The organism is Ruegeria sp. HKCCD7303 (assembly GCF_013111185.1).
GTDB lineage: Bacteria > Pseudomonadota > Alphaproteobacteria > Rhodobacterales > Rhodobacteraceae > Ruegeria.
In genome coordinates this window covers 20,077-40,806 of record NZ_WVRE01000014.1, presented here as the reverse complement: position 1 = coordinate 40,806, position 20,730 = coordinate 20,077, and the positions used below count along the sequence as shown (strand labels likewise).

Annotated in this window: 13 protein-coding genes and 1 pseudogene; 8 read left to right on the top strand and 6 right to left on the bottom strand. The window is 53.7% G+C overall.

Going from position 1 to position 20,730, the window contains the following annotated elements:
• The first annotated feature begins 374 nt into the window (after nt 1-374).
• A complete protein-coding gene (locus tag GS630_RS21650) occupies nt 375-995 on the top strand; it encodes a DUF1326 domain-containing protein (RefSeq protein WP_170560160.1) in 621 nt (206 codons plus the stop codon).
• Between the two features lie 28 nt (nt 996-1,023).
• Nucleotides 1,024-1,794, top strand: a complete 771-nt coding sequence (locus GS630_RS21645; protein ID WP_171621513.1) for a DUF2182 domain-containing protein — start codon at nt 1,024-1,026, stop codon at nt 1,792-1,794.
• 440 nt (nt 1,795-2,234) lie between these two features.
• On the opposite strand, the gene GS630_RS22550 is transcribed toward GS630_RS21645, so the two are convergent.
• From GS630_RS22550 to GS630_RS21635, 3 genes are all read right to left on the bottom strand, one after another.
• A complete protein-coding gene (locus GS630_RS22550) occupies nt 2,235-2,438 on the bottom strand; it encodes an HGGxSTG domain-containing protein (RefSeq protein ID WP_305848827.1) in 204 nt (67 codons plus the stop codon).
• Between the two features lie 396 nt (nt 2,439-2,834).
• Complete coding sequence (locus GS630_RS21640) at nt 2,835-4,013, bottom strand: AAA family ATPase (RefSeq protein WP_171621512.1); 1,179 nt, start codon at nt 4,011-4,013, stop codon at nt 2,835-2,837.
• Complete coding sequence (locus GS630_RS21635; protein WP_170560072.1) at nt 4,013-4,402, bottom strand: hypothetical protein; 390 nt, start codon at nt 4,400-4,402, stop codon at nt 4,013-4,015. Before GS630_RS21635 ends, GS630_RS21640 begins: the two co-directional genes overlap by 1 nt.
• Nucleotides 4,403-5,338: 936 nt before the next feature.
• Between GS630_RS21635 and GS630_RS21630 the strand changes: the two genes are divergently transcribed.
• The 4 genes and pseudogenes from GS630_RS21630 to GS630_RS21615 all read left to right on the top strand — a co-directional run bounded on the left by GS630_RS21630 (nt 5,339) and on the right by GS630_RS21615 (nt 11,270).
• On the top strand, nt 5,339-6,163 hold the full coding sequence (locus GS630_RS21630) for an endonuclease/exonuclease/phosphatase family protein (RefSeq protein WP_171621511.1): 825 nt from the start codon (nt 5,339-5,341) through the stop codon (nt 6,161-6,163).
• 299 nt (nt 6,164-6,462) lie between these two features.
• A pseudogene (locus tag GS630_RS22480) lies at nt 6,463-6,806 on the top strand (transposase); the annotation flags it as partial.
• Between the two features lie 273 nt (nt 6,807-7,079).
• A complete protein-coding gene (locus GS630_RS21620; RefSeq protein WP_171621509.1) occupies nt 7,080-10,226 on the top strand; it encodes an adenylate/guanylate cyclase domain-containing protein in 3,147 nt (1,048 codons plus the stop codon).
• A gap of 108 nt (nt 10,227-10,334) precedes the next feature.
• Complete coding sequence (locus GS630_RS21615; protein WP_171175790.1) at nt 10,335-11,270, top strand: hypothetical protein; 936 nt, start codon at nt 10,335-10,337, stop codon at nt 11,268-11,270.
• 713 nt (nt 11,271-11,983) lie between these two features.
• On the opposite strand, the gene GS630_RS21610 is transcribed toward GS630_RS21615, so the two are convergent.
• A complete protein-coding gene (locus tag GS630_RS21610) occupies nt 11,984-13,411 on the bottom strand; it encodes a metallophosphoesterase (protein WP_171621508.1) in 1,428 nt (475 codons plus the stop codon).
• Nucleotides 13,412-13,592: 181 nt separating this feature from the next.
• Here GS630_RS21610 and GS630_RS21605 point away from each other — a divergent pair, with 181 nt between their 5' ends.
• The gene (locus tag GS630_RS21605; protein ID WP_171621507.1) at nt 13,593-16,682 is read left to right on the top strand and encodes an AAA family ATPase; all 3,090 of its coding nucleotides are present in this window, start codon (nt 13,593-13,595) and stop codon (nt 16,680-16,682) included.
• Nucleotides 16,683-16,706: 24 nt separating this feature from the next.
• Nucleotides 16,707-17,450 (top strand): nucleoside 2-deoxyribosyltransferase, encoded by a 744-nt coding sequence (locus tag GS630_RS21600; RefSeq protein WP_171238645.1) that lies wholly within the window; start codon nt 16,707-16,709, stop codon nt 17,448-17,450.
• Nucleotides 17,451-17,497: 47 nt separating this feature from the next.
• Here the strand turns inward: GS630_RS21600 and GS630_RS21595 are convergent, their stop codons facing one another.
• Both GS630_RS21595 and GS630_RS21590 read right to left on the bottom strand, forming a co-directional pair.
• On the bottom strand, nt 17,498-18,535 hold the full coding sequence (locus GS630_RS21595; protein WP_171238646.1) for an ACP S-malonyltransferase: 1,038 nt from the start codon (nt 18,533-18,535) through the stop codon (nt 17,498-17,500).
• Entirely contained in the window at nt 18,532-20,721 is a 2,190-nt protein-coding gene (locus GS630_RS21590; RefSeq protein ID WP_171621506.1) for an alpha-ketoacid dehydrogenase subunit alpha/beta, read from the bottom strand. The genes GS630_RS21595 and GS630_RS21590 overlap by 4 nt, the downstream gene beginning before the upstream one ends.
• Nucleotides 20,722-20,730: the final 9 nt, after the last annotated feature.

The following is a 20,730-nucleotide window of genomic DNA, read 5'->3' as shown; positions in this document are numbered from 1 at the left end:
TTGCAGCGACCAAGGACGAAGTCTGGAAGCTCATGGAACTGCACGCGGTGGTCGCCCATGGAGAGGACCCCAGCTCTTGGGACGCCGACACTCGGGCATACTTGGAAACATTGATTAAGCCAGCTTGATAAGATCAGTGGAGCTTCGACGCCCAACGAGATATCGGCCTTGAACTTCGATTTGGATCGCTTGGTGACGAATGGCGACTTTGTTGCGAAGGACCGGCATGGGCTGCCAACCAGGTAATCAAGCAAGCTGTAGGGATAGGCAGCTCTGAGCTTTGAGGAAACATGAGTAACCTTCTGGTTGATTGGTGAAAAGCGGTCTTTCTGCTAAAATGCAGTCGTCGGAAATGTGGGATGGGAGGAGAAATCATGTCTTGGAATGTTTCAGGGGAACTCGTCGAAACCTGCAGTTGCAACATGCTTTGCCCATGCTGGTTCGGACAAGCCGACCTTATGCTCATGGACCAGGGGTATTGTGCAACATCACTGTTGGTACGCATTCGCGAGGGCTCTCATGAAGGCGTGGACCTTTCCGGTCAAAACGCGATTGTCTCGTTTCATTTCCCCGGGCCGACACTGTTCGACGCCAACGGCACTGGGCGAGTGTACATTGATGAAAACGCCAGCGATGCGCAGGCAGAGGCATTGGAAACCATCTTACAGGGTGCGTCCGGCGGCGGCATGGAAGTACCAGCAAGCCTGTTGTCGACTTGGCTTCCGACCAAACGCGCCGCGATCAGCGTGACCGAGGCCGAAGGCGAACTAACGGCGAGTGTGGCTGGTGTGGGCGAGATGAAATCCCGCCGTCTGGTCAATGATCTCGGCAACAAGATGAAACTGCAGAATGCCGCGTTCAGCCTCGCCTTCGGGCATGAGGGGCATGAAGGTGATCTGGCCCCCAGTGACGGCACCACCTGGAACGACTCGGATATGCCCATGAGCTGGACAGGTCGGTCGGGTGTGGTCGGACAAGTCGCCTGGGCCGGCTGAGGCCGGGCCGGGTCGTCAGGCCATTATAATGAATGCTTTAGGAGTTGCACAACGGGATCGGGCGCTGGTTCTGGCTGCGCTAGTCGCGCTCACGGCGCTGGCGTGGGCCTACACAATTTACCTCGGGCGAGGTTCGCCCTCGATGACGATGATCGGCGACATGGCTATGCCGATGATGATGCAGTGGTCAGTCGCGGATTTTGTCTTCATGCTTATCATGTGGGCGGTGATGATGTTCGCGATGATGCTGCCTTCGGTTACACCCGCCGTAATGATCTACGAGCGGGTGCGCGCGAAACGGGAGGAGGCAGGGCGACCCTTCGTGCCAACGGGCAGCTTTGTGGCAGGGTATCTGTTGGTTTGGCTGGGGTTCTCACTGGCGGCGACTGTATTGAATTGGTGGCTTCACACGGGTGGCGCGCTGTCCTCCATGATGGGGAGGGTTGCGCCGACGGTGGGCGGCGTGATGTTGATATTCGCCGGGTTGTTCCAATGGACGCCACTCAAGAACGCTTGCCTTGAGCATTGCCGCTCGCCCATGAGTTTTCTGACGGCTCATTGGCACGAGGGAACCCTGGGTGCCGCGAAGATGGGGCTTCACCACGGGGCCTACTGTCTTGGCTGTTGCTGGATGCTGATGGTGCTGTTGTTTGTATTGGGCGTCATGAACTTGCCGTGGGTTGCCGTACTTACAATCGTGGTGTTGGCGGAAAAGACGTTGCCATTCGGGCGGTTTCTGAGTCGTGCATTGGGCGTGGTTTTGATTGTCTGGGGCGGGTGGCTGATCATGCTCGCCTGAAGAAACATTGTCGCATTCACGAGCAGGATGAACGCAACCGCGGGGCGATTTCCATCACGTCACCGGACAAGCAATTTCTGCGGGAGTTTAAGTTCCGCTCCGAACCCTAAGCGGAAATAGGGGAACTGGTGTGCTAAACTGTTGCAAGACCATTCAGATTTTCTGGAGTTGGCCATGACTCACATCGATCACCTAAAATCGACATAGGCTCATGTTCCGCCAGCGTTTGCACTTGATGGAGAAGCAGCTGTTCACCGCCGGATTCTGGAAGTTTCGCCCTGAATTTCGGCTATTGGGGGTATCTTGTGCACAGCATGATCCAATCGGATCATACGGGGGAAATTTCTCCCTGTGGCCATTGTGAGCGATGTTGTGGAATCTGATGGGTACGGATTGCGTGCTCCACCGGCAGTGCAACGGAGGTATTGCACCGCCTCCCTTTAGTCATCCTTTGTTTCAACTTTGGCTTTAGCTTTTCGCTTCCCCTTTGGGCCGGTGCTGAGGCCGCCATGCAACCTGCAACGCCGTTTTCCAGGTACTACCCGGGCTTGGCATTGGCCACCGGTTCGGGTCCTAGCGCCGCATGTTGGGCGCTCTGTCTTAGGCAAGGGTTCCCTGGCATCATTCAAGCCTAGCTCAGCCATCCGTTTGCAATTTACGCCGTGGCACTGTGAGCAATCCCTACGATAGTCTGGATGCTTGTGCGCCTCTGCTGGGCATGGTCGCCAACGTGACCGAATTTCACGCCAATCAATGGGATCGCTTTGAAAGAGCGAGCGTAACTCAACTTCTAGCTTTGTCGGTCGCCCCATCAAAAACCCCAACAATTGTTAACATACTCGGCAAACCCCATGATGCGCGTAGTGTTTGGTGTTCGGTTCTCACAAATTTCATTGAGTACTGCACCGTATCTCGCTCAATGGAGGTGCGGCACGCCACACCACCGCCCGCCCCCTTTAGGGGGGGCGGTGGTGTGGCGACTGTTTTCTGCATGTTTGCCACACCCCGCCACACCTCCGCTTTCGGGGTGGGTGTCGCACTTATGTGTTTGCCCATTCACCTACCTCCAAACACGGGCGTTCCATACGTTTTGCATCCAACAATTTGACCTTCTTCAAGGCACCAGATTTCAACCATGCCTCGATCATTTTTTTGATACGTATGCGGTCTGAACAGGCATCAAGTGCCAAGACTTCCGCAATAGTCAGGCCTGCCCAGTCCTCACGAGCCTGGTCTGAATACCGTAGTCCTTTTCCATCCAGAGCTTTCTGCACAGCAAGAAGGTCGGCCAATGAAATTCCATCAAAGGTACCGGGCCAATTCCAGACTTCGACTACGCCTACGCTGTCACCGTTTGACAAGTGGACTGAAGCTAAGCGCCGCCAGACACGACCAGCAGTGGGGGCAAGGTTTGCCTTGTCGCGGGTCACTGCAAAGTAGGTAGACGGGTCCTCTTTCACACCCGCTTCAGCCTTCATGCTCTCTGTCATCTTGTTAAGTACCCGACCGGAACGCGCCGCTGCCAAAAGCGCGGTTGCACCTCGCCCACTTTCGGTTGTTGCTTTTTCACCGTTGGTTTTGCGAGTGTGGTGCACAAGTTCGATTGCACAATTGCAACGGTCTGCCAGCCGCGCCCATTCCTTTGCCACAAGGTCGATTGCGCCGTTGTCGTTCTCGCCCACCTGATGCGACGACACGAACGGGTCGATAATCAGAACATCGATTTCGCGCGCTTCGATCTCTTGGGCTAAGGCCTCCATTTCCGGCTTGACGATCTGGACGCCTTCACGAGTTTGAATGGCGGTACTGAGTTCGCGTTCCCGCCCCGTGTCCACAAATAGACGCCCTGAGATTTCCTCGGAGGCGACGTTGTGATGTTGCATGGCCGCGATGATGCGCCGGTTCATCTCGTCTCGGGTGTCTTCCAGGTTGTATATCCAGACATTTAGGTCTGATGCGGTCCAATCACCCAGTAGGTCGCGGCCGGAGGCCATTGCCAGCCCTTCGCAGATCGTCAAAGACGATTTCCCGACGCCGCCGGGTGCGACCGTCACCGATATCTGTTTGCGGATCAGGTGTTGCCCGTAGAGCCAAGGACGGGGCGGAATAGTGGAAGGGTCGCGCCAGACGAACTCTGTAGGCAAACGATCCGACCGTTCTTTGGGGAACTCGGCGCCGTGTGCATCCAGTTTCAACGCCATGTCAGCAAAATCACGCATCACGCCGCTTGCCTCCTTTGCACATGTTCAAGGAATGCTGCCTGCCGCGCGGGTTTCATGCGCTTAAAGCTGGCAAGGCAATAAGCGTATAGTTCTTCCGGGTCGGCATAATCCGCCCAGAACGCTGCCTCATCCATGAAGTTAAAGAACGGGGCAGGGGGCCGTCCCGCACCAGTGCCTAGCGCCGCCTCAGCCGCATTTACCGCGTCGTCACGGTCCAGAGCCTTGAGAGCCACGAATGCCAGGGCCACGCGCTGCCGCGCATCCAGACGTGCTCGCAGGATTACCGTAAGGCCGAACCATGCGTCAGTGCCATCCAGCCAAGCGGCGTATCCGATCGAGCGGCAAACACGTTTGATATTGTCGGGGATTTGCGTCGAAATATTCACAGCAGCACCCCCCAATGCATTGCCAATATGGGGAAAGCCGCGATATGTTCACTGTAAGAACAGACGCCTTCCATAACGTCTTTAACCCCGGTTGCGATTGCCGTCGCGCCGGGGTTTTCGTTTGTCAGTTCGGCTTCAACCGGTTTGACACTTTCGCGGTAAGTCTTTGATGTTTCGTCGGGGGTTTGACGCACCCCGGTTTTGTAAGTGTTTGATTTGCTAGAATTAGCGCCGGATTGAAAATCCTCGTGTCGGTGGTTCGATTCCGCCCCCGGCACCATCTCAATGCTTTAACTCATTAACTTTAATTCAAAAAAAACCACTATTTACTTCATTCATCCACCCTAATGACCACCATTTATGTGTAGATAGTTTGGCGGCAATGGAGCGATGCAACCCGAACTGCTTTGGGATGCATCTAAAAATTGGAGCCGCACCGTATCTTTTGGCCTCCTTGCGCAATTCGAAGTTCCAGTAGAGCGTTCACACTGTTTCGCGGCGTCTATTCTGTTCGCCAATACAAACGCCTTCGACAGCATAACATCAACAAATGCGAAACACTCTCTCTTAGATCAGAACACAATCTGTCCCAAAATACTTGATGACGGACACTCAGACTTTATTCAGGCAAACTACGAAAGGTTGTCAATTCGCACTAGGCGGCTTTGTCCGCACGGCGGCCCTTCTTCACAGCCAGTATCGAGCGATTTCAGCGAACTGCGGCTTTTGATGGGTCGCGCCTTAGCGTCAATACCAACCGTGCAACGGCCCTTACGGGCCGTTGGCTCTTGGAGGCGAGAATAGCCGAATGAATTAAATTGCCAATGCAATACAGTGCGTGCTCTGTGTTGGGGTCTCTCTATCTTTGCTACCTCGTCCAGGCTATGGTTTCACTATTGGTATTATAGTTTCACCATTGGTATAAGGAGCACTTTCATGGCAAAGGCTTTTTCTGTTTTGACCTGGAACGTCGAGCATTTCGGGGCAACCGACAAAAAGAAGAAAACACCAAAGAAACCAATTCAACCAATCATTGATGAGATTGCGGCAGTCAATCCAGACATTGTGGCGATCATCGAGGTGCGCAGCAGCATCGTGGCCCAATACTTGATGAACTCGATGCCCAACCATTTCTTCTTCATAACCGAAGGTGAGCAGATGCAGGAGATTTTGGTCGGAATCCGGAAAACTCTTCCTGCGTTCGTTACACAGAAGAACGAGTTTCAGGCCGGACAAACAAGCCTACGCCCCGGATTGCTGGTTACACCGACGATAGATGGCGAGGCCTATCCAATTCTCTTCCTCCATGTGAAGTCAATGCCCGATCCGCGTGGGTTTGGCATTCGGAATTACATGATCGACAAGGCATTTGATTTCCGAAACGTCCTGAAGAAGGCGGCGGGTGGAAAGACCCCGAACTACATTTTTTTGGGGGATCTGAATACAATGGGCATGGAGTATTTTGGTTCAGACAAGGACATCAGCGGAGAGAGGGAGATAAAGGAGCTTGCCGCCGCTGCCAAGCGCAGGAGCATGCAATTGCTGACAAAAAGCGAAGGCGCAACCTATTGGAGCGAGCGTTATGGTCCAAGTGATCTGGACCATGTCGTGGCGATGGATCATCTAAAATTCAAATCATTCGGCGGCGCAGATGTAAAGGTAAGCGGCTGGAATGACAAATCTAACAAGGCGCAGAGGAAGGCTTGGGTGAAGAAATTCTCGGATCACGCAATGCTATATCTGGAAGTTCAGAAGGTTTAACTCAAATTGGCACAGCTTGCCACGCTACCAGATCGGGCTAATCCATTACTACAGTCTGGTCTGGGTCTATTCTGTTCGTCTAAGCTTAGCTTTTTGTGCCTTGAGCGCCCCAATAAAACGACCTAACGGAGCCGTTTGATCTTGATGCACTGAGCTTGATATAGTCATTCGACCATTTTGCTCAGATAGCGGCTGTGTCTCTTGATTAGAGAATTCACGCGCGCCAGATTTTTCTCTGGAGGTGAATGTCGGCAAATCGGGTTGTGGCCGCAACATCTAAACGTCTCGCTCAACGTCGGCTTACCGATCTATTCATCTTGCGTGGTACCCCTGCCTTTACCCGGTCGGATAAAGGGTCTGAATTCTTTGTACAAGCCGTTCGGAACCCTATCGCCTCTGATACCGCGAAGATCGCCTAAATCGCGCCAAGTTAACACTGGAAAAGCGGATATTGCGAAAACTTCAACGGTAGAATGAGGGACGAACTTCTCAACGGTGAGAAGTCTACAGCTTGCGCGAGGCTCAAATTCTGATCGAACAGCGGAGGAAACACTACAATACGATGAGACCGCGAAGTACACTGGGCTATCGCCCGCCAGCGCCCGAAACCTTCATCTGGGTGGAGCTGAGGCCAATCATATAAGAATAATCAAATTGGAGCAGTCAGACCGGGTTGCTCAAGGGGTCGTGTAAAACAACATCTGGTCTCTAAATGCTATTGCCGAAGTGAACAAATACCTCGTAGCTCAGTTCGTTTCCATTCGGCCGTTTGACGATCAAATGGAAGGTCAATCCTCAAAGAGTTAATATTGATCGTTTTGACAAGTCCGTCGGCTTGATGCAGAATTTTGCGACGCGTTAATATCTACACATTCAATACCTTCTTTTCGATGTGCTGTTGGTTGGGGGATAGGCTGTGAGTGATCTAAAAGCCTGGTTGGCCTCCGTAAAAATGGAAAGATACCTCGCAACTTTTGAGGAAAACTCTGTTGACCTCGATGTTGTTGCCTTATTGACTGACGAAGACCTAGCCCGTCTCAATATCCCCTTAGGCGACAGAAAACGCCTAATACGAGCCGCACAATTGTTGGGGGAAAACTCGACCGTTGCGTCAATTCATGCCCAAGAACCAGCTGTCAAAAGCATCCACGAGGGATCGACCACCTCTGAAAGGCTGATTGGTGAACTGCGTCAGATGACAATAATGTTTGTCGACCTAGTGAATTCGACCGGTCTAGTGCATGAGCTTGGTGTTGAGGCTTACCGAGATATTTTAAAGGAGTTCCAGCAGTGTAGCACCGAAGCCATTCATGACAACTTTGGGTTTTTTGCCCAACTTGTTGGTGACGGGATAGTTTCATATTTTGGTTTTCCAAACGCAAAGGAAGATGATGCTGAGCGAGCCGCGTTAAGTGCCTTGCAGATAATGGAGAAAATTCGACTTTGGGATATGAAGGTACCGCAGAAGTTATCGGCACGTATCGGTATCGCTACGGGTGACGTAGTTGTCGCAGACCTGGATCATACCAGTCAATCCATGGACAACATCGCGTTAGGAGATATTCCCAACTTGGCTGCTCGACTTCAGACAGTTGCGACACCTGGACAAATAGCGATTTCTGAACGCACGCAGCAACTGTTGGGAAGCAATTTCAAATGCAAGGCGATTGGTAATCACCAATTGAAGGGATTCGTTGATCCCGTTAAAGTTTGGCTGGTTGAAGGAGCCAAAAACACCGAACTCCGCTTTGACAAGCGCAAACGTGGCGATCTGACCCCTCTGATTGGGCGCAAGTCGGAACTAGACCTAATACGCGGTCGTTGGGTGATGTCCTGCCAGCGCGAAGGACAGGCGGTCTTTCTTTCCGGAGAAGCCGGAATAGGAAAATCACGACTTGCGGAAGAAACTCTTAAACACTTGGCTTTAGCGAATGGGCGACGCCTAGTGTTTCAATGTTCGCCTTACCATCAAAACAGCCCGTTTTATCCGGTCAAGTCACACCTTGATTATGTTATCGGCCTTGAAGATGGGGACACTCAGGAAACGAAACTGAGGAAACTACAATCATTTGTGGCTTCAGGCGAGCAATACACGAAGGAGTTTCTTGCACCGCTTTCAGAGCTTCTGTCGATCGAAGGCGTTGGAAAAATTGATTTTTCGTCGCCCGAAGGAACCAAATCTAGAATAACGAACGCTTTGCTGCGATATGTTGAGAAGATGGCCGAGCAAAGCCCTGTCCTTATCCTTTTTGAGGATCTGCATTGGGTGGACCCATCATCAGAAGAACTGCTGAGCAATTTGATCGACCGATTGGACGAATTACGCGTGATGGTACTCGGCACTTATCGACCTGAGTATGTTCCGCGTTGGCATGGCAATTCCAAGGTCACTACTCTTTCATTGTCACGATTGAGTAACAATGAGACGCGCCATCTTGTGGAGGTGCTACTAAATTCAAGCGATATACGTCGTACCGTTGAAGCGACCATCGCAAAGCGATCAGAAGGTGTTCCCCTGTTCATCGAAGAACTGGTTAACATGTTTCAGCGTGTTGGTTTGGACGGTGTAAAAGACGCTCCGCTAAACGACGATTCAGAATTTCCAACGACTTTGAAAGATTTGTTTCGTGCCCGGCTTGATCACCTCAAGGTGGCACCTGACACAATTTCAGTTTGCGCTGCATTGGGGCGAAGTTTCTCGTTGCAACTAGTGGCGGCAATGGCTGGTCGAGATGTTTCTGAAATAGAACAAGAACTTAACACGCTTGTTCGTGCGCAGATACTGGTCATGAAATCAGGCAGGGGAGAAGATAGTTTCTCGTTTCGACACGCGCTAATACGCGACACTGCTTACGATGCCATACTACCTCAGAAGGCCAAGCAACTACACCATCGTATTGCAAACGTAATGACGCGGGATTTCCCCAATTACTGCGATCGCAACCCGGAGATCCTTGCCCTTCATTTTAAAGAAGCCGAAAACCATGCGGCAGCTCGGGATCAGTGGAAGCTGGCAGCTCAAGTAAGTTTGCAGAAATTCGCTAGCCAAGAAGCAGTCGCGCACCTTTCAGCTGCTCTTGAAGCGCATAATAGTCTGGACTGGGATGCTGGGTCGGATGAGATTGAAATCGAACTGCGACAGAACCTATATTTGGCGCTCGAAATGCGTGGTTGGGGATCTCCTGATATTGGCGTGAACCTCGACCGTTTGATCCAACTCAAAGAGAAGGTCGGAGATAAAGAGGCCGTTTTCACTAACCTCAATCAACTCGCAGGGGACAATCTCATTGCCGGACGGCCAGACGTCGCGTTCGAGCATTGTGAACGCATGGCGCTTGTCATAGAAACCGAAACGTCATCGGCTATGCATACCCTTTGTCACCATTATAAGGGGATGGCGCTTGTTCTGTTGGGTGAATTTGACCGAGCGATTTCTCATTTTGATCTCGCCTTGAAATTTCACAAACAATCAGACCCCGAGGATCTGCACCGTTACTATCCGGCAAACTCAGCCGTCGTTGACACCGTGATGCGGTGTTGGGCCATCGCGCTGAAGGAATTGAAGCTCGAAGCAATTCAAGATGAGCTTGAGGCCGCGATTGCACTCACTAACGCGCAAACAAGCGAGTTTACCAGATGTTATGCACTTAGCATCATCGCAACGATCTATTGTACTGTAAACGACCCCGAGCGATCCCGTGAATTTGCCTCCGAAGCACATCGAACGAGCGAAAAGATCGAGTTCCAGTATTGGGAAGCGTGGTCAAGCATCATTCTTGGTTGGGCAGAAGCAAAATGCGGAAGCGCAGATGGCGGCATCGAAAGGATACGGTCGGGTCTAGAGAGATACAAAGCTACCGGGTCGGGTCAGATCGTAGCATTTTCTCACACATTGCTTGCCTCAGCATGCCTTTGCAAAGGCGAAGTAGAAGAGGCTGCCAGTCAGATCGCTAAAGCAAAGAAACTCTTAGAGGATTCCCCGATAAGATTTCACGATCTTCTGACGGACAAAATCGTTAGAGAAGTCGAAATTCAATTCGGTTCGCCAGGATCGAATAGCTGACCCAAATTACGGCTTATGATAGTACCAAGATTCATTTTTGCAAAATCACTGAGTTTTTGAAGCACTTTGTGGTATGTATATAACTTACTGTTTTGTCTGGAGGCGATTATGCGAAAGTACTTGTTGGGGACAGTATTGGCGACATCCATGGGTTTTGTTCTGACTGGCTGTACACAAGGGCCAATTAACTCGGAAACAGGAGAAATCTTTAATGTACAAAGCATCCCAGATCTAAAATTTGTAGCTGGAGGATCTAACGGTAACCGTAACGATCCTCCAAAAAAAATAGCAGATCTGGATGAGCAAGAGTTCGTAAATGTATTGCATGTACTTGCGCCGGATCAGTGCGAAAGAAATGGTTCATTGAACGCTTGTATTCAAAGACTAAAGAATGACACCAAGAAGTTTGGAAGTTTGTCGGGAATTACAGGTCAATCTTTGGTTCGAGTTGCAGAAGCGGGCAGGAAAGCAAACGGGAAAACGGAGGTCTTTGTTAAAGGCCAAATCCTAGAAAAATGCGCTCATGACCCGGCTTTGCAGGGCTACCATTACGAGAATGGCAACTTACGACTTTGCGTTCTAATGGTAACCGAAATCCCCAAAGCTAAGAACAAAAACAATAAGTTCCGTTATCAGTATTTCCACGTTGAAGCATCAAGCGCTCGCGTCGAAAAAAGAAACAACAACGATCCCAACAACATTTTTCCGGCCGCGGCTAATGCAACGGGTTTGAAAATCAAAGCTTCGCCGGACAATCAAAACTTGAATTATAAGTTGTATGCAAATGGGCGAAACATTCGCGTTGTAAACTACTGGGAGGCGAATGCTAAAAGCAAAAATAGCAACCCAGCATGGAAGATGTACACCAGCGCTACTGCGGGAATGCCACCGCGCATCGCTGCGTACTTTAAGGTGGACCCTGACGCGTGTGTTGACATGCTGTTTCCCACAACCCCACCACCGACACTACAACCCGGAGCCGCTGCTGGCGTTCATTACTGTTTAGGACGCTGCAAAAATCCACCAATCGTGAACACAAAATAAGTCGGCAACATTCTGCGGCGGACGAGCATCCCTTTGCAGGCTCCCGCCGCAAATAGTGCTTGCTTCGTCAGGATCAATTCTTGAGCGGGCGAGGCTATTTCTGTTGTTCTGCTGGCTCGGTCTCGGACTGACCAGTAGGATGATGGGATCATCATCATCCGGACAGCGGCGCGCATCGTTCAGCCAGAGAAGCGGGTCGCAGACTACAAGCAGTTCGGGTGCAGGTCTGAAAAGATTTGCCTCAATAAGTGTGGACTGGCGCCGGAAGGTATCGAGACGGCGTAGATCGCGATCCATGTCGAGGACAAAGCAAACGTCTGCCTGATCAAGCGCCAACCCAGCCCACGCGAAGCCAACCGGGGCTCGTTACCAAATTATCTGCCACTTATCGAGAATCCGCACTCCTAGCTCAACCAATCACTGTCCGACTTGAAACGGGTCAATATCAGCCGCCTCATGCCCTGGAGCTGCACCGCAGAAGTGTGATCGGCGCACCGCTTTCTCTTGAAACCCAGTTTCCATAAGCTCTACACAACGTGACGCAGTTTTTTGTAACTTCTTAAAATCAAGTATGAAACTTGATCGAAAATCCTCGTGGCGGTGGTTCGTTTCCGCCCCGGTACCTTTTTTGGCTGAACTTTTAAGTGCTTTCTAGATGGTCATTTCGACCTTGGGCTGCACGGCTTCGTGATGCTCAATTGATCTTAGGCCCATTAACCCTGTCCTGTACTGTCTTTGCCTTTAAGGAAATCGGCTAAGCGCGCGTTGTGCTGTTTTACAGCTACGGCTGCGGCCTTGGAGAAATCCGACCAGGGCCATTTCTGGGAGTCAACGGATTTGGACAGTTGCGCAAATAGCGGGTTATCCGCTTCGTCCTGGTTCTCGGCGATTTGGACCGAGACGCGATAGTCCGATGTGTCGTGGCCCTCGTTATACATGCGCAACGAGGCGAGATTGGCGTCCTCGTCAATCAATACGATTGCGCCTCCGATAAGCGGTTTGACTTCGGGGCTGTCGACAACCCAGCCGCCGCTGTTGTAGGCGGCGAAATTTGGCACAAAAAAATGTTCCAACGGCATGACCGATTCAAAAGGTTTGTGCGTGTGGCCAAATACAAGAGAAACTTGTGAAGGAACGCTCGGGCCGAACTCTGATTTTATTTGCTCTTGAACAGGGATCTGCATGAACCGTTTGACGCCTGCTCCGTCGTCGCTGAGTAGGGTATCGGTCTGCCCACGTTCAAAATTGTCGGTGACCAGCGCGCTGACCATTTCGCCGACGCCATTGGCAAGTGTCTTCCCGGTCGCGCCGCCCTTTTTCAGAACTAGATTTCGGGCAGCACTGCCCAGCAGTGATCCAATCGCTTTGGGGCTGTTTTCAGTATTATAGACGTTTTCTTCGTCGACCCCGATGTGCCCAGATCGGCCCAGAACCGACCAGACGAAATCGATCCAGGCAAAGTTCTGCGCCTCCCATGCCTCCATCGTCTCGGGCGGAGTAGTCTTTGGGTACAGAAGATCTGCGAACTCACTGACCATCAGATAGGCGTCTTCGATGAAGTGCCCATGGCTGACCACGATCAGCCTGTTCCCGGACGTGATGGCGAAGTTTGGATAAACGGTTTTGATCCGGGTTTCTGAAAGCCAGGGAAGGCTGTGTGTGATTGCATTCACGAAATAGCTTGGCACCCCTTGCGGGTCGCGCATCGGAGTGATGTGCGGTGGGCGGGGCAGGGGATTGCTCCAATCGGCGGAACTCAAAGACTCTGCATATTGGCGTTCTCGACAGGTTTCCCACAGGTGATGGTCGTGATTGCCGGGAATGAACACAATCTCGGGGTCGAAAAGCCGGGCGGCCGGGTCTTCCGGCATGGTCAGTTCAAGAAAGTGCCGAAACGCCATTGCAGCGACATTTTCGGTGCTGAAGGCCAGATCAAGAATGTCGCCATTCAGAATAAGCGTTGGCAGTCGGTCGCGTGAGTTTTCGTTGATCAGGTGCCTCAGGCAGTTCGCCAGGTGGATCAGAACATCGCTTGGGTGCATCGGGTCTACTTGCCCGTTGGTTGCGTCCAGACGGGTTAAAATACTGTTATCCGCCCCGAAATGCATATCCGAAAGACAGACATATCTGATGTCGCCCATAATCCACCCAATATATATGTTTTAATAACGTTTTGTTGCCTCGTGCTCGTCTTGAACACGAGGGCTGACTATTTCTGAGAGGTATCACAAAACTTGACCTAGTGACACCTTTGCGTGTTTGTTTGAACAATAGCTTGCTTTTAACTAGACTGTTTTTTCATTTTTGCGCGCAGGTGACCTTATGGCAAAGACCTCCGCTGGTACTCATAAAGACTCTGGACTCAGCGGTGAGAGGCGGCGGCTTGTTCTTGCTTTTGTCGATGTTGTGGGCTCTACCGAGCTAAGCACCAAGATGGATTCCGAAGATTTCGCCGATCTTATGTTGGCGTTTCAAAAGTTCGGAAGTGCGGCATTCGAAAAATTCGGTGGAAAAATCGCGCATTATCTGGGTGATGGGCTTCTTGTTTATTTCGGGTACCCACAAGCGCAGGAAAATGACGCAGAACGGGCCGTGCGCGCGGCTTTTGAGATGCTGCAGGGGTTGGGCCAAGTCGGTCAGTCCCGGCTTAAGGCGCCGCTGCAAGCGCGTGTCGGTATCCATGCCGGGCCAGTGGTCGTCGGCCAAAGTAGCGAAGGTCTGGGTGACATTCTATTGGGTGAGACCGTGAATGTTGCTGCGCGTATTCAATCAGCAGCATCGCCGGGCACGATCTTCACCAGTGAATCCGCACTGCAATTGCTGAAAGGAAAGTTCGCTTCAAGACCCCAGCCACCGGTTCAGCTGAAGGGGATTGCAGACAAAGTAGTTCTTCATCAATTGCGCCGATCCGCGGCGGCAAAGCGATCTGCGGTGCGGCAAATGAATGCTCTAGTGGGTCGAAGCGAGGAGCTGTCTGCGCTGACCTCAGAATTTGGGGCGGTTCTTAATGGCTCTAGGTCCAGTGTGAGCATCGTTGCTGAGCCCGGATTGGGAAAAAGTTCGTTGATCGACAGGTTTCAGGCCGGTCTTAATGAAACGCCGCATACCTGGCTTGAGGCCAGGTGTGATGTATTGCAGACCGGCGCGGCCCTGCATCCGTTCATCGAATTGGCGTTGAAAAGTCTGGGGATTGCAGATTCACAGGAAACTGAGGACGCCGCGTCCCGGTTGCAGGACGGTTTGGCAGCTTGGGAAGATAGGCCGGACAATGCGTTTCCCGTCATTGCCAACCTTCTGGGTATCCATGTGCCGGAATCCTCAGGGCTGGCGAACGAGAGCCCGGAAAGTCTGCGCAAGCTGACGTTGGAAACCTTGGTGCGCTGGATCGAGTTTCTCTCCAATCAGCGCCCTGTTGTTTTGGTTTGCGAAGATCTGCATTGGAGCGATGCGACGACGATAGACTTGCTGAACTTGATGTTGGAGAGGGATACGCCTGCGAAGGTCCTGTGCGTCGTCACTTCGCGACATGCCAAAGACGGGGTGGCAAAGAAACTGCTTGGCCGCGTTATCGAACTGGCGACGCTGGAAGACACTGAGGCGCATGAGCTCATTCGCGTGATCGATGACGCTCAGCGCCTCAGCGCCGAAGACATACAGCAACTGATTGATCGGGCGCAGGGTGTGCCGTTGTTTCTGGAAGAACTGACGCGACAAGCGCTGCGTGATGAGGCCGGGCGTCATTCCCTCATACCAACATCACTTGATGGTCTGGTCATGCAACAGCTTGACCGTCTGTCGGGCAACGCGAAAGGTACCGCTCAGGTGGCTTCTGTTCTGGGGCAGGTGTTTGATCGGACGCTTCTGGCAGCGGTCTCTGAACTCGACGCCGATGGATTGGATGCGGCGCTTGACCAGCTACTGGAGGCTGATCTTATCCGGCGGCATGAAGGTCAACCAGACAGCTATTTCTTCCGCCACGCCCTGACCCGCGATGGAGCTTATGGCACTTTGCTGCGTCAGCGTCGCAAGGCGCTTCATGCAGTAACGGCAGATCAGTTGACGACCCAGTTCAGCCGGCAAGGAGGCATGGCTCCGTCTGTGGTGGCCTACCATTTGCTTGAGTCCGAGCAGTTCAACCCAGCTGCGGAGTGGTTCAAAAAAGCAGGTCGAAGCGCAGCAAAACAGGCTGCGGTCGAGGACGCCGCAACGCTGTACAGGCGCGCGCTAGAAGCGTTGGAAGGCGCACCGGAATCGCCCGAGCGCCACGTTTCTGAGCTGTCGCTACAGATATTGCTGGGTAACGCTTTGATGGGAGTGCGCGGGTTTGGATCAGATGAAATCGTTCCGGTATGGGAACGTGCGCTGAGCATAGCAGAAACGCTAAAGGACTATGATGAGCGGTCCTCGGCACTGAATGGGTTGGCCGCCTATTGGATTGGGAAGGGCGACTGCGGCAAAGCCTGTGACTTTGCGCTTCAGATATTGTCGTGGTCAGAACCTGCCAATCATCGCATTGGGTTGCTTCGGGCCCATTCTTCACTCGCAAATGCGAAGTTTCAGATCGGTGATGTACAAGACGCGCTGGACCATGCGGAAACGGCGGTCTCGCTATATCAACCCGAAGATTTTGCAAATGTGACCTACGGTGTCGGTACCGATCAGGGTGTTGTGGCCTATGGGGCTGCTGCGGCCTCGCATTGGTGGTTAGGGGCGGCGCAAACCGGTCTCAGACGGGCATGTCAGGGGGTTGCCCTTGCCGAAGGGCTTGAATCCGCCCTCAGCCTTGCCGCCGCACGCTCTTATCTGGCGCTCATTCATCATTACCGAGGGGATGAGGCGTTGGCTTATGAGGTCGCGGACGAAACAGTTATGTTCTGCGCCAATCTTGGGATACCGTTTTGGCAAGGGTTATGCCTGCTACTGCGCGCGGGTCAAAAGGTTGATCCGCCTGCACAACGCCTGCAAGACATCGAAGCGGGGCTTGGCATCCTGTCCGGCAGCGGCAGTCAGTCTGCTGTGGGTCTGGGCTTTGCCATTATGGCCAGCGCGCATACGGATCAGGGCAACCCCGAAATAGCGCTGGGCGTGTTGCAAACAGGCAGCCAGATGTCGGCGATGTTGGGTCAGCATTTCTGGGACGCTGAACTGAAACGTCTGTTGGGTGTGGTGCAGGCAACGATGGGTGACCGCACCGCAGCGGTCGAAAGCCTGTCCGAAGCTGTGGACCTGGCACGCGGCAACAATGCCCGCTCGTTGGAGTTGCGGGCTTTGCTGACGCTGGATGACGTACTCGGAACCGAGGATCGGACCACCCGAAATCGGTTGGCGACTGTTCTCAAGGCACTCGAGCCCGGCACAGACACTCCGGATGCGCAAAGGGCATCCCGCGTTCTTACTGCCGTTAATACCTGAAGTTTATTTGTGGAGCTTTTTCAAATGTCAGAACAGATCGTTTATTGCTCGGGGCCGATGTTCAGCGTCGGGGATCTTTGGGAGCAGCAGAACATTGCCGCCGTGCTTGAGGCCGGTGGGTTCACAACCTATCTGCCGCAGAGGGACGGGCTTGAAGTTGGCAAGCTGATGGCTTTGCTTCTTGATCCCCAGATTTCATCGCAAGAAGGGCAAATCGCGCTCTCGATCGTGCGCAAAGTCACTTATTCGCTGGATATCTATCAGTTGATCGGTCGGTGTACATGTTTGGTTTTCAACATGGATGGGCGTGTGCCTGACGGGGGCAGTCTGGTTGAATCCTCTATTGCCTATGCGGCCGGCAAACCGATCGTGATCTACAAAACCACACCGATCACAATGCTGGCCGGGACCGACAATCCCATGATCGAGGGGCTGTCCACCAGTTGGACCTATGTCCATGACACAGTCGACATCGTTCCGGCCCTGCAGGCCCGTATCGCGGCGCAATCCGATGCGGACTATGTGTATACCCCGCCACCGGTTGTTGGCCTTGTGCTTGAGGTCGGGGCAAGCGTCGCGGACAAAAACTCAAAACTGCGACAAATCCTGGCGGCCATCTCTGCTGCGCCAACAGGACCTGACGCGCTGAAAGAGGCCAAGGCGCTGCTGGAATGGGCCAAGACGGACAAAGCCTTTCAGGCGGCGTTTGGGTCCGGCCAAACAAGCTTTCTGGGGTCTGACGGTCAGCACAAACTCGTCAACCTGTAGCGGTATTTCCCGCCAGCCAAAGGCAGAAACCAAAAAAGAGGGCAAGGCTAGGTGACTTGTGCTCTTTGATCATCCATCCCCATTGAAACCAGAAATGGTGCGGTGCGTTGTACGCTTTGGAAGGCGGCCTTGTCACCCAGCCCGTCCCAATTGCTGAGGATTAGGGATTGCGCCACAGCCCCGCCCAACGTGGTGCCGGGGCCGGTGACGATGAACAGATCCGGCGCGAACTCTCGAGCGGCCTGCGCAATCGCATGGGTAAAGTCGTAGGTTTCCGTGACCTGATGACCCAATGTGTAGTCCCACAGCGCGTGCGTGTCACAAGCTCCGGGCCACCAGATATGGCCGCGCCCGTCGATCATCGGAAGACCGGGTTGGTGGAAAAGATCTACACCTAGTCGCGCGCGCCCCTGTGCGGCGACGGGGGCTTGAAGGTGTGAATGAAAGCCCGCATGGTTGGCGAGGCGCAAAGGGAAGCGCTCCTGCACCACCGGTACGGCTTGTTCGAACGCAGCAAGCCCGGCTTCATCCCCGGCCAGAACCAACATTCCTCCCAGATCAATCGACAGAGTCAGCGTTGCGCTCGTGCCGTCGATCCGGTCGATCAGAGCCATCAGCTCGGCCTTGCGGGCTGGATCCGGGTGCCAATCCGCGTTCAGAAATGGATAAACCAGTTGCCCGCCAATCATGTTGTCCTGCATCAGCGTGCCCATTGTGTTGACAACCTCGAACCCACCTTCGGCGGTTAGCGCATCCGCGCAGGCCAGGGCCGAATACCAACCCATCGAGTTACCCGTCACCGCCACCACGTCGATCTTGTTGCGGTCAATGGCACGGAAATCGCCCAGCGTCGCAGCATAGATCAGGGCCGAGGCGTTATCGCCGCGCGTATGTTTCGCAACTGAATACCGCGCTGCACCGTCCAACTCAGTCAGAGTTTCCTGTCCCTGTGCGCTGCGCATCTGGTCGAACCGCGCCAACAAAGCCTTGTCCGAGAATTGCCGCCCCAACACCCCCAGTTCGGGTTTGTTATACGTGCCCCGACCGGGGCATATGACAACGGCGGTCTGTTTTTCTTGGCTCATACCTCGGTCTCCATCAGGCGCCGCGCTGCAGCCTCGATGCTGTCTTTTGACGGCATTGTGGCGGCATAGGCCGGGCCGGTTGCGATGAAGCTGTCTTCGGCCGTGATGCGGGCCAATGGCACATTTGCGGTTTCATGAAAATGCGCCATCAGGCCCTCGGCCACACCGCCGTGGTGTCGGGTTTCGTCAACGATCAGGATACGTTTGGCCCCGGCTACGGCTTGGGTCAGCGCATCCTTCGGCAGTGGCGACAGCCACCTCAGGTCGATGATCCGGGTTTTGATTCCATCCGCCTGCAAAGCCTTTTGCGCTTGGTGGCTGAGATAGACGCCATTGCCAAAAGTCACGATGGCCAGATCGTCCCCGTCACCTTCTACGCCGACCTCCCCTAACTCTATGCGCTCGGAAGGGGCGGGATAGGTTTGCATCCACCCACCATCGCCCGCTTCATGCAGATCGCGCATCGGATAGAGCGCGATGGGCTCAAGGAAGACAACGAGCCGTTGTTCTTCGCGCGCCAGTCGGACACATTCCCGCAGCATCCGCGCGGCATCTGCACCATTTGACGGGCAGGCCAGGATCAGGCCCGGAATGTCGCGCAAAACGGCGACCGAGTTATCGTTATGGAAATGCCCGCCAAAGCCTTTCTGGTATCCCAGCCCGGCGATGCGCACGACCATCGGGTTGGTGTATTGCCCGTTCGAGAAGAAGGAAAGGGTGGCCGCCTCGCCACGCAGTTGGTCTTCGGCATTGTGCAGATAGGCTAGGAATTGGATTTCCGGCATCGGAACAAAGCCATTTTGTGCCATGCCGATGGCCAGACCCAGGATCGATTGTTCGTCCAGCAAAGTGTCGATCATCCGATCAGGGCCAAAGCGCGCCTGCAATTTTTGCGTCACACCATAGACGCCGCCTTTGCGTCCGACGTCTTCGCCCATCATCACGATCTCATCGTGTTCGAGCATCAGGTCGGTTAGGGTCCAATTGATCAGGCGCGACATGATCTGAGGCTCGGATTGCGCCTTTAGATCGCTGCCGAAGATTTCGGCTCTGTGCTCTGGGCTTGGGCCATTGGTCGGTGCACAGGGGCGCGCAGGTGGGATCAGGCTGGCCATCACGTCACTTGCTGTTTTCAAGCGCGGGCGGGTTACGGCTTTGTCTGCGACACGGGCGACACGTGCGCAGGTATCGGTATAGATGCCCAAGGCGTCCTCGGGCTGCATAGCCCCGGATTGTTCCAGCAGTCGGGCAGAATGCAGCAGGGGATCGTTGGCCTCTTCTGCCTCGACTTCCGACTTCGGCAGATAGGTTGTCGGCATGTCCGCCCCGGCATGACCGTAAAGGCGCACCGTGCGTACATGCAGGAAGGCGGGTTTGCGGCGGCGGCGCACGTAGTCGGCCGCCTCTTGCGCGACTCGGAATGTGTCGAACAGATCAAGCCCGTTGCAGCTGAAGTATTTCAGCCCCGGCCGATTTTGGAAGGTCGCTGCGATCCAACCCTGCGGTGTTTTGGTCGAAATACCAATACCATTGTCTTCACAGCAAAACAGCAATGGCAGAGGCACAGATTGGTAAGACGTCCATTGCGCGGTGTTGAACGCCCCTTGCGAGGTTGAATGGTTGGCCGAGGCATCGCCAAAGGAACAATAGACAATCGCATCATCCGGCATGTCAGCATGTTCTGGGCGGTGGCGGCGAGCCGCGCCAATGGCATATGCCGCGCCCACCGCTTTGGGTAGGTGGCTGGCAATGGTTGAGGTCTGCGGCGGAATGCACAGTGCCTTGGACCCCAATACTTTATGCCGCCCACCGCTGATCGGGTCTTCAGAAGACGAAGCAAAAGACAGTAGAATATCCCAGGTTGGGCTTTGCCCCGGCACCTGATCAGAGCGGGCGATCTGAAAGGCAGCATCGCGATAATGCAGAAAGGCGGGATCGGTCGGGCGCAGGGCGGCGGCGACAGCTGCCATGCCTTCGTGGCCGGAAGACCCAATGGTATAAAACCCCTGACCGGCTTTCTGCATCGCGCGGCTTTGCCGATCCAGCGCTCGGCTGAGGCATTGTGCGCGATACAGCCCCACGGCCTCGGTCTGGGTCAAAGGGCCAGCAGGGGCGTTACCTGCGGGGAAATCCTGCGCCGCCACGCGACGCAGGAAGTTTTCGTGCACAATGGCTGCGCGATCCATGTTGACTGT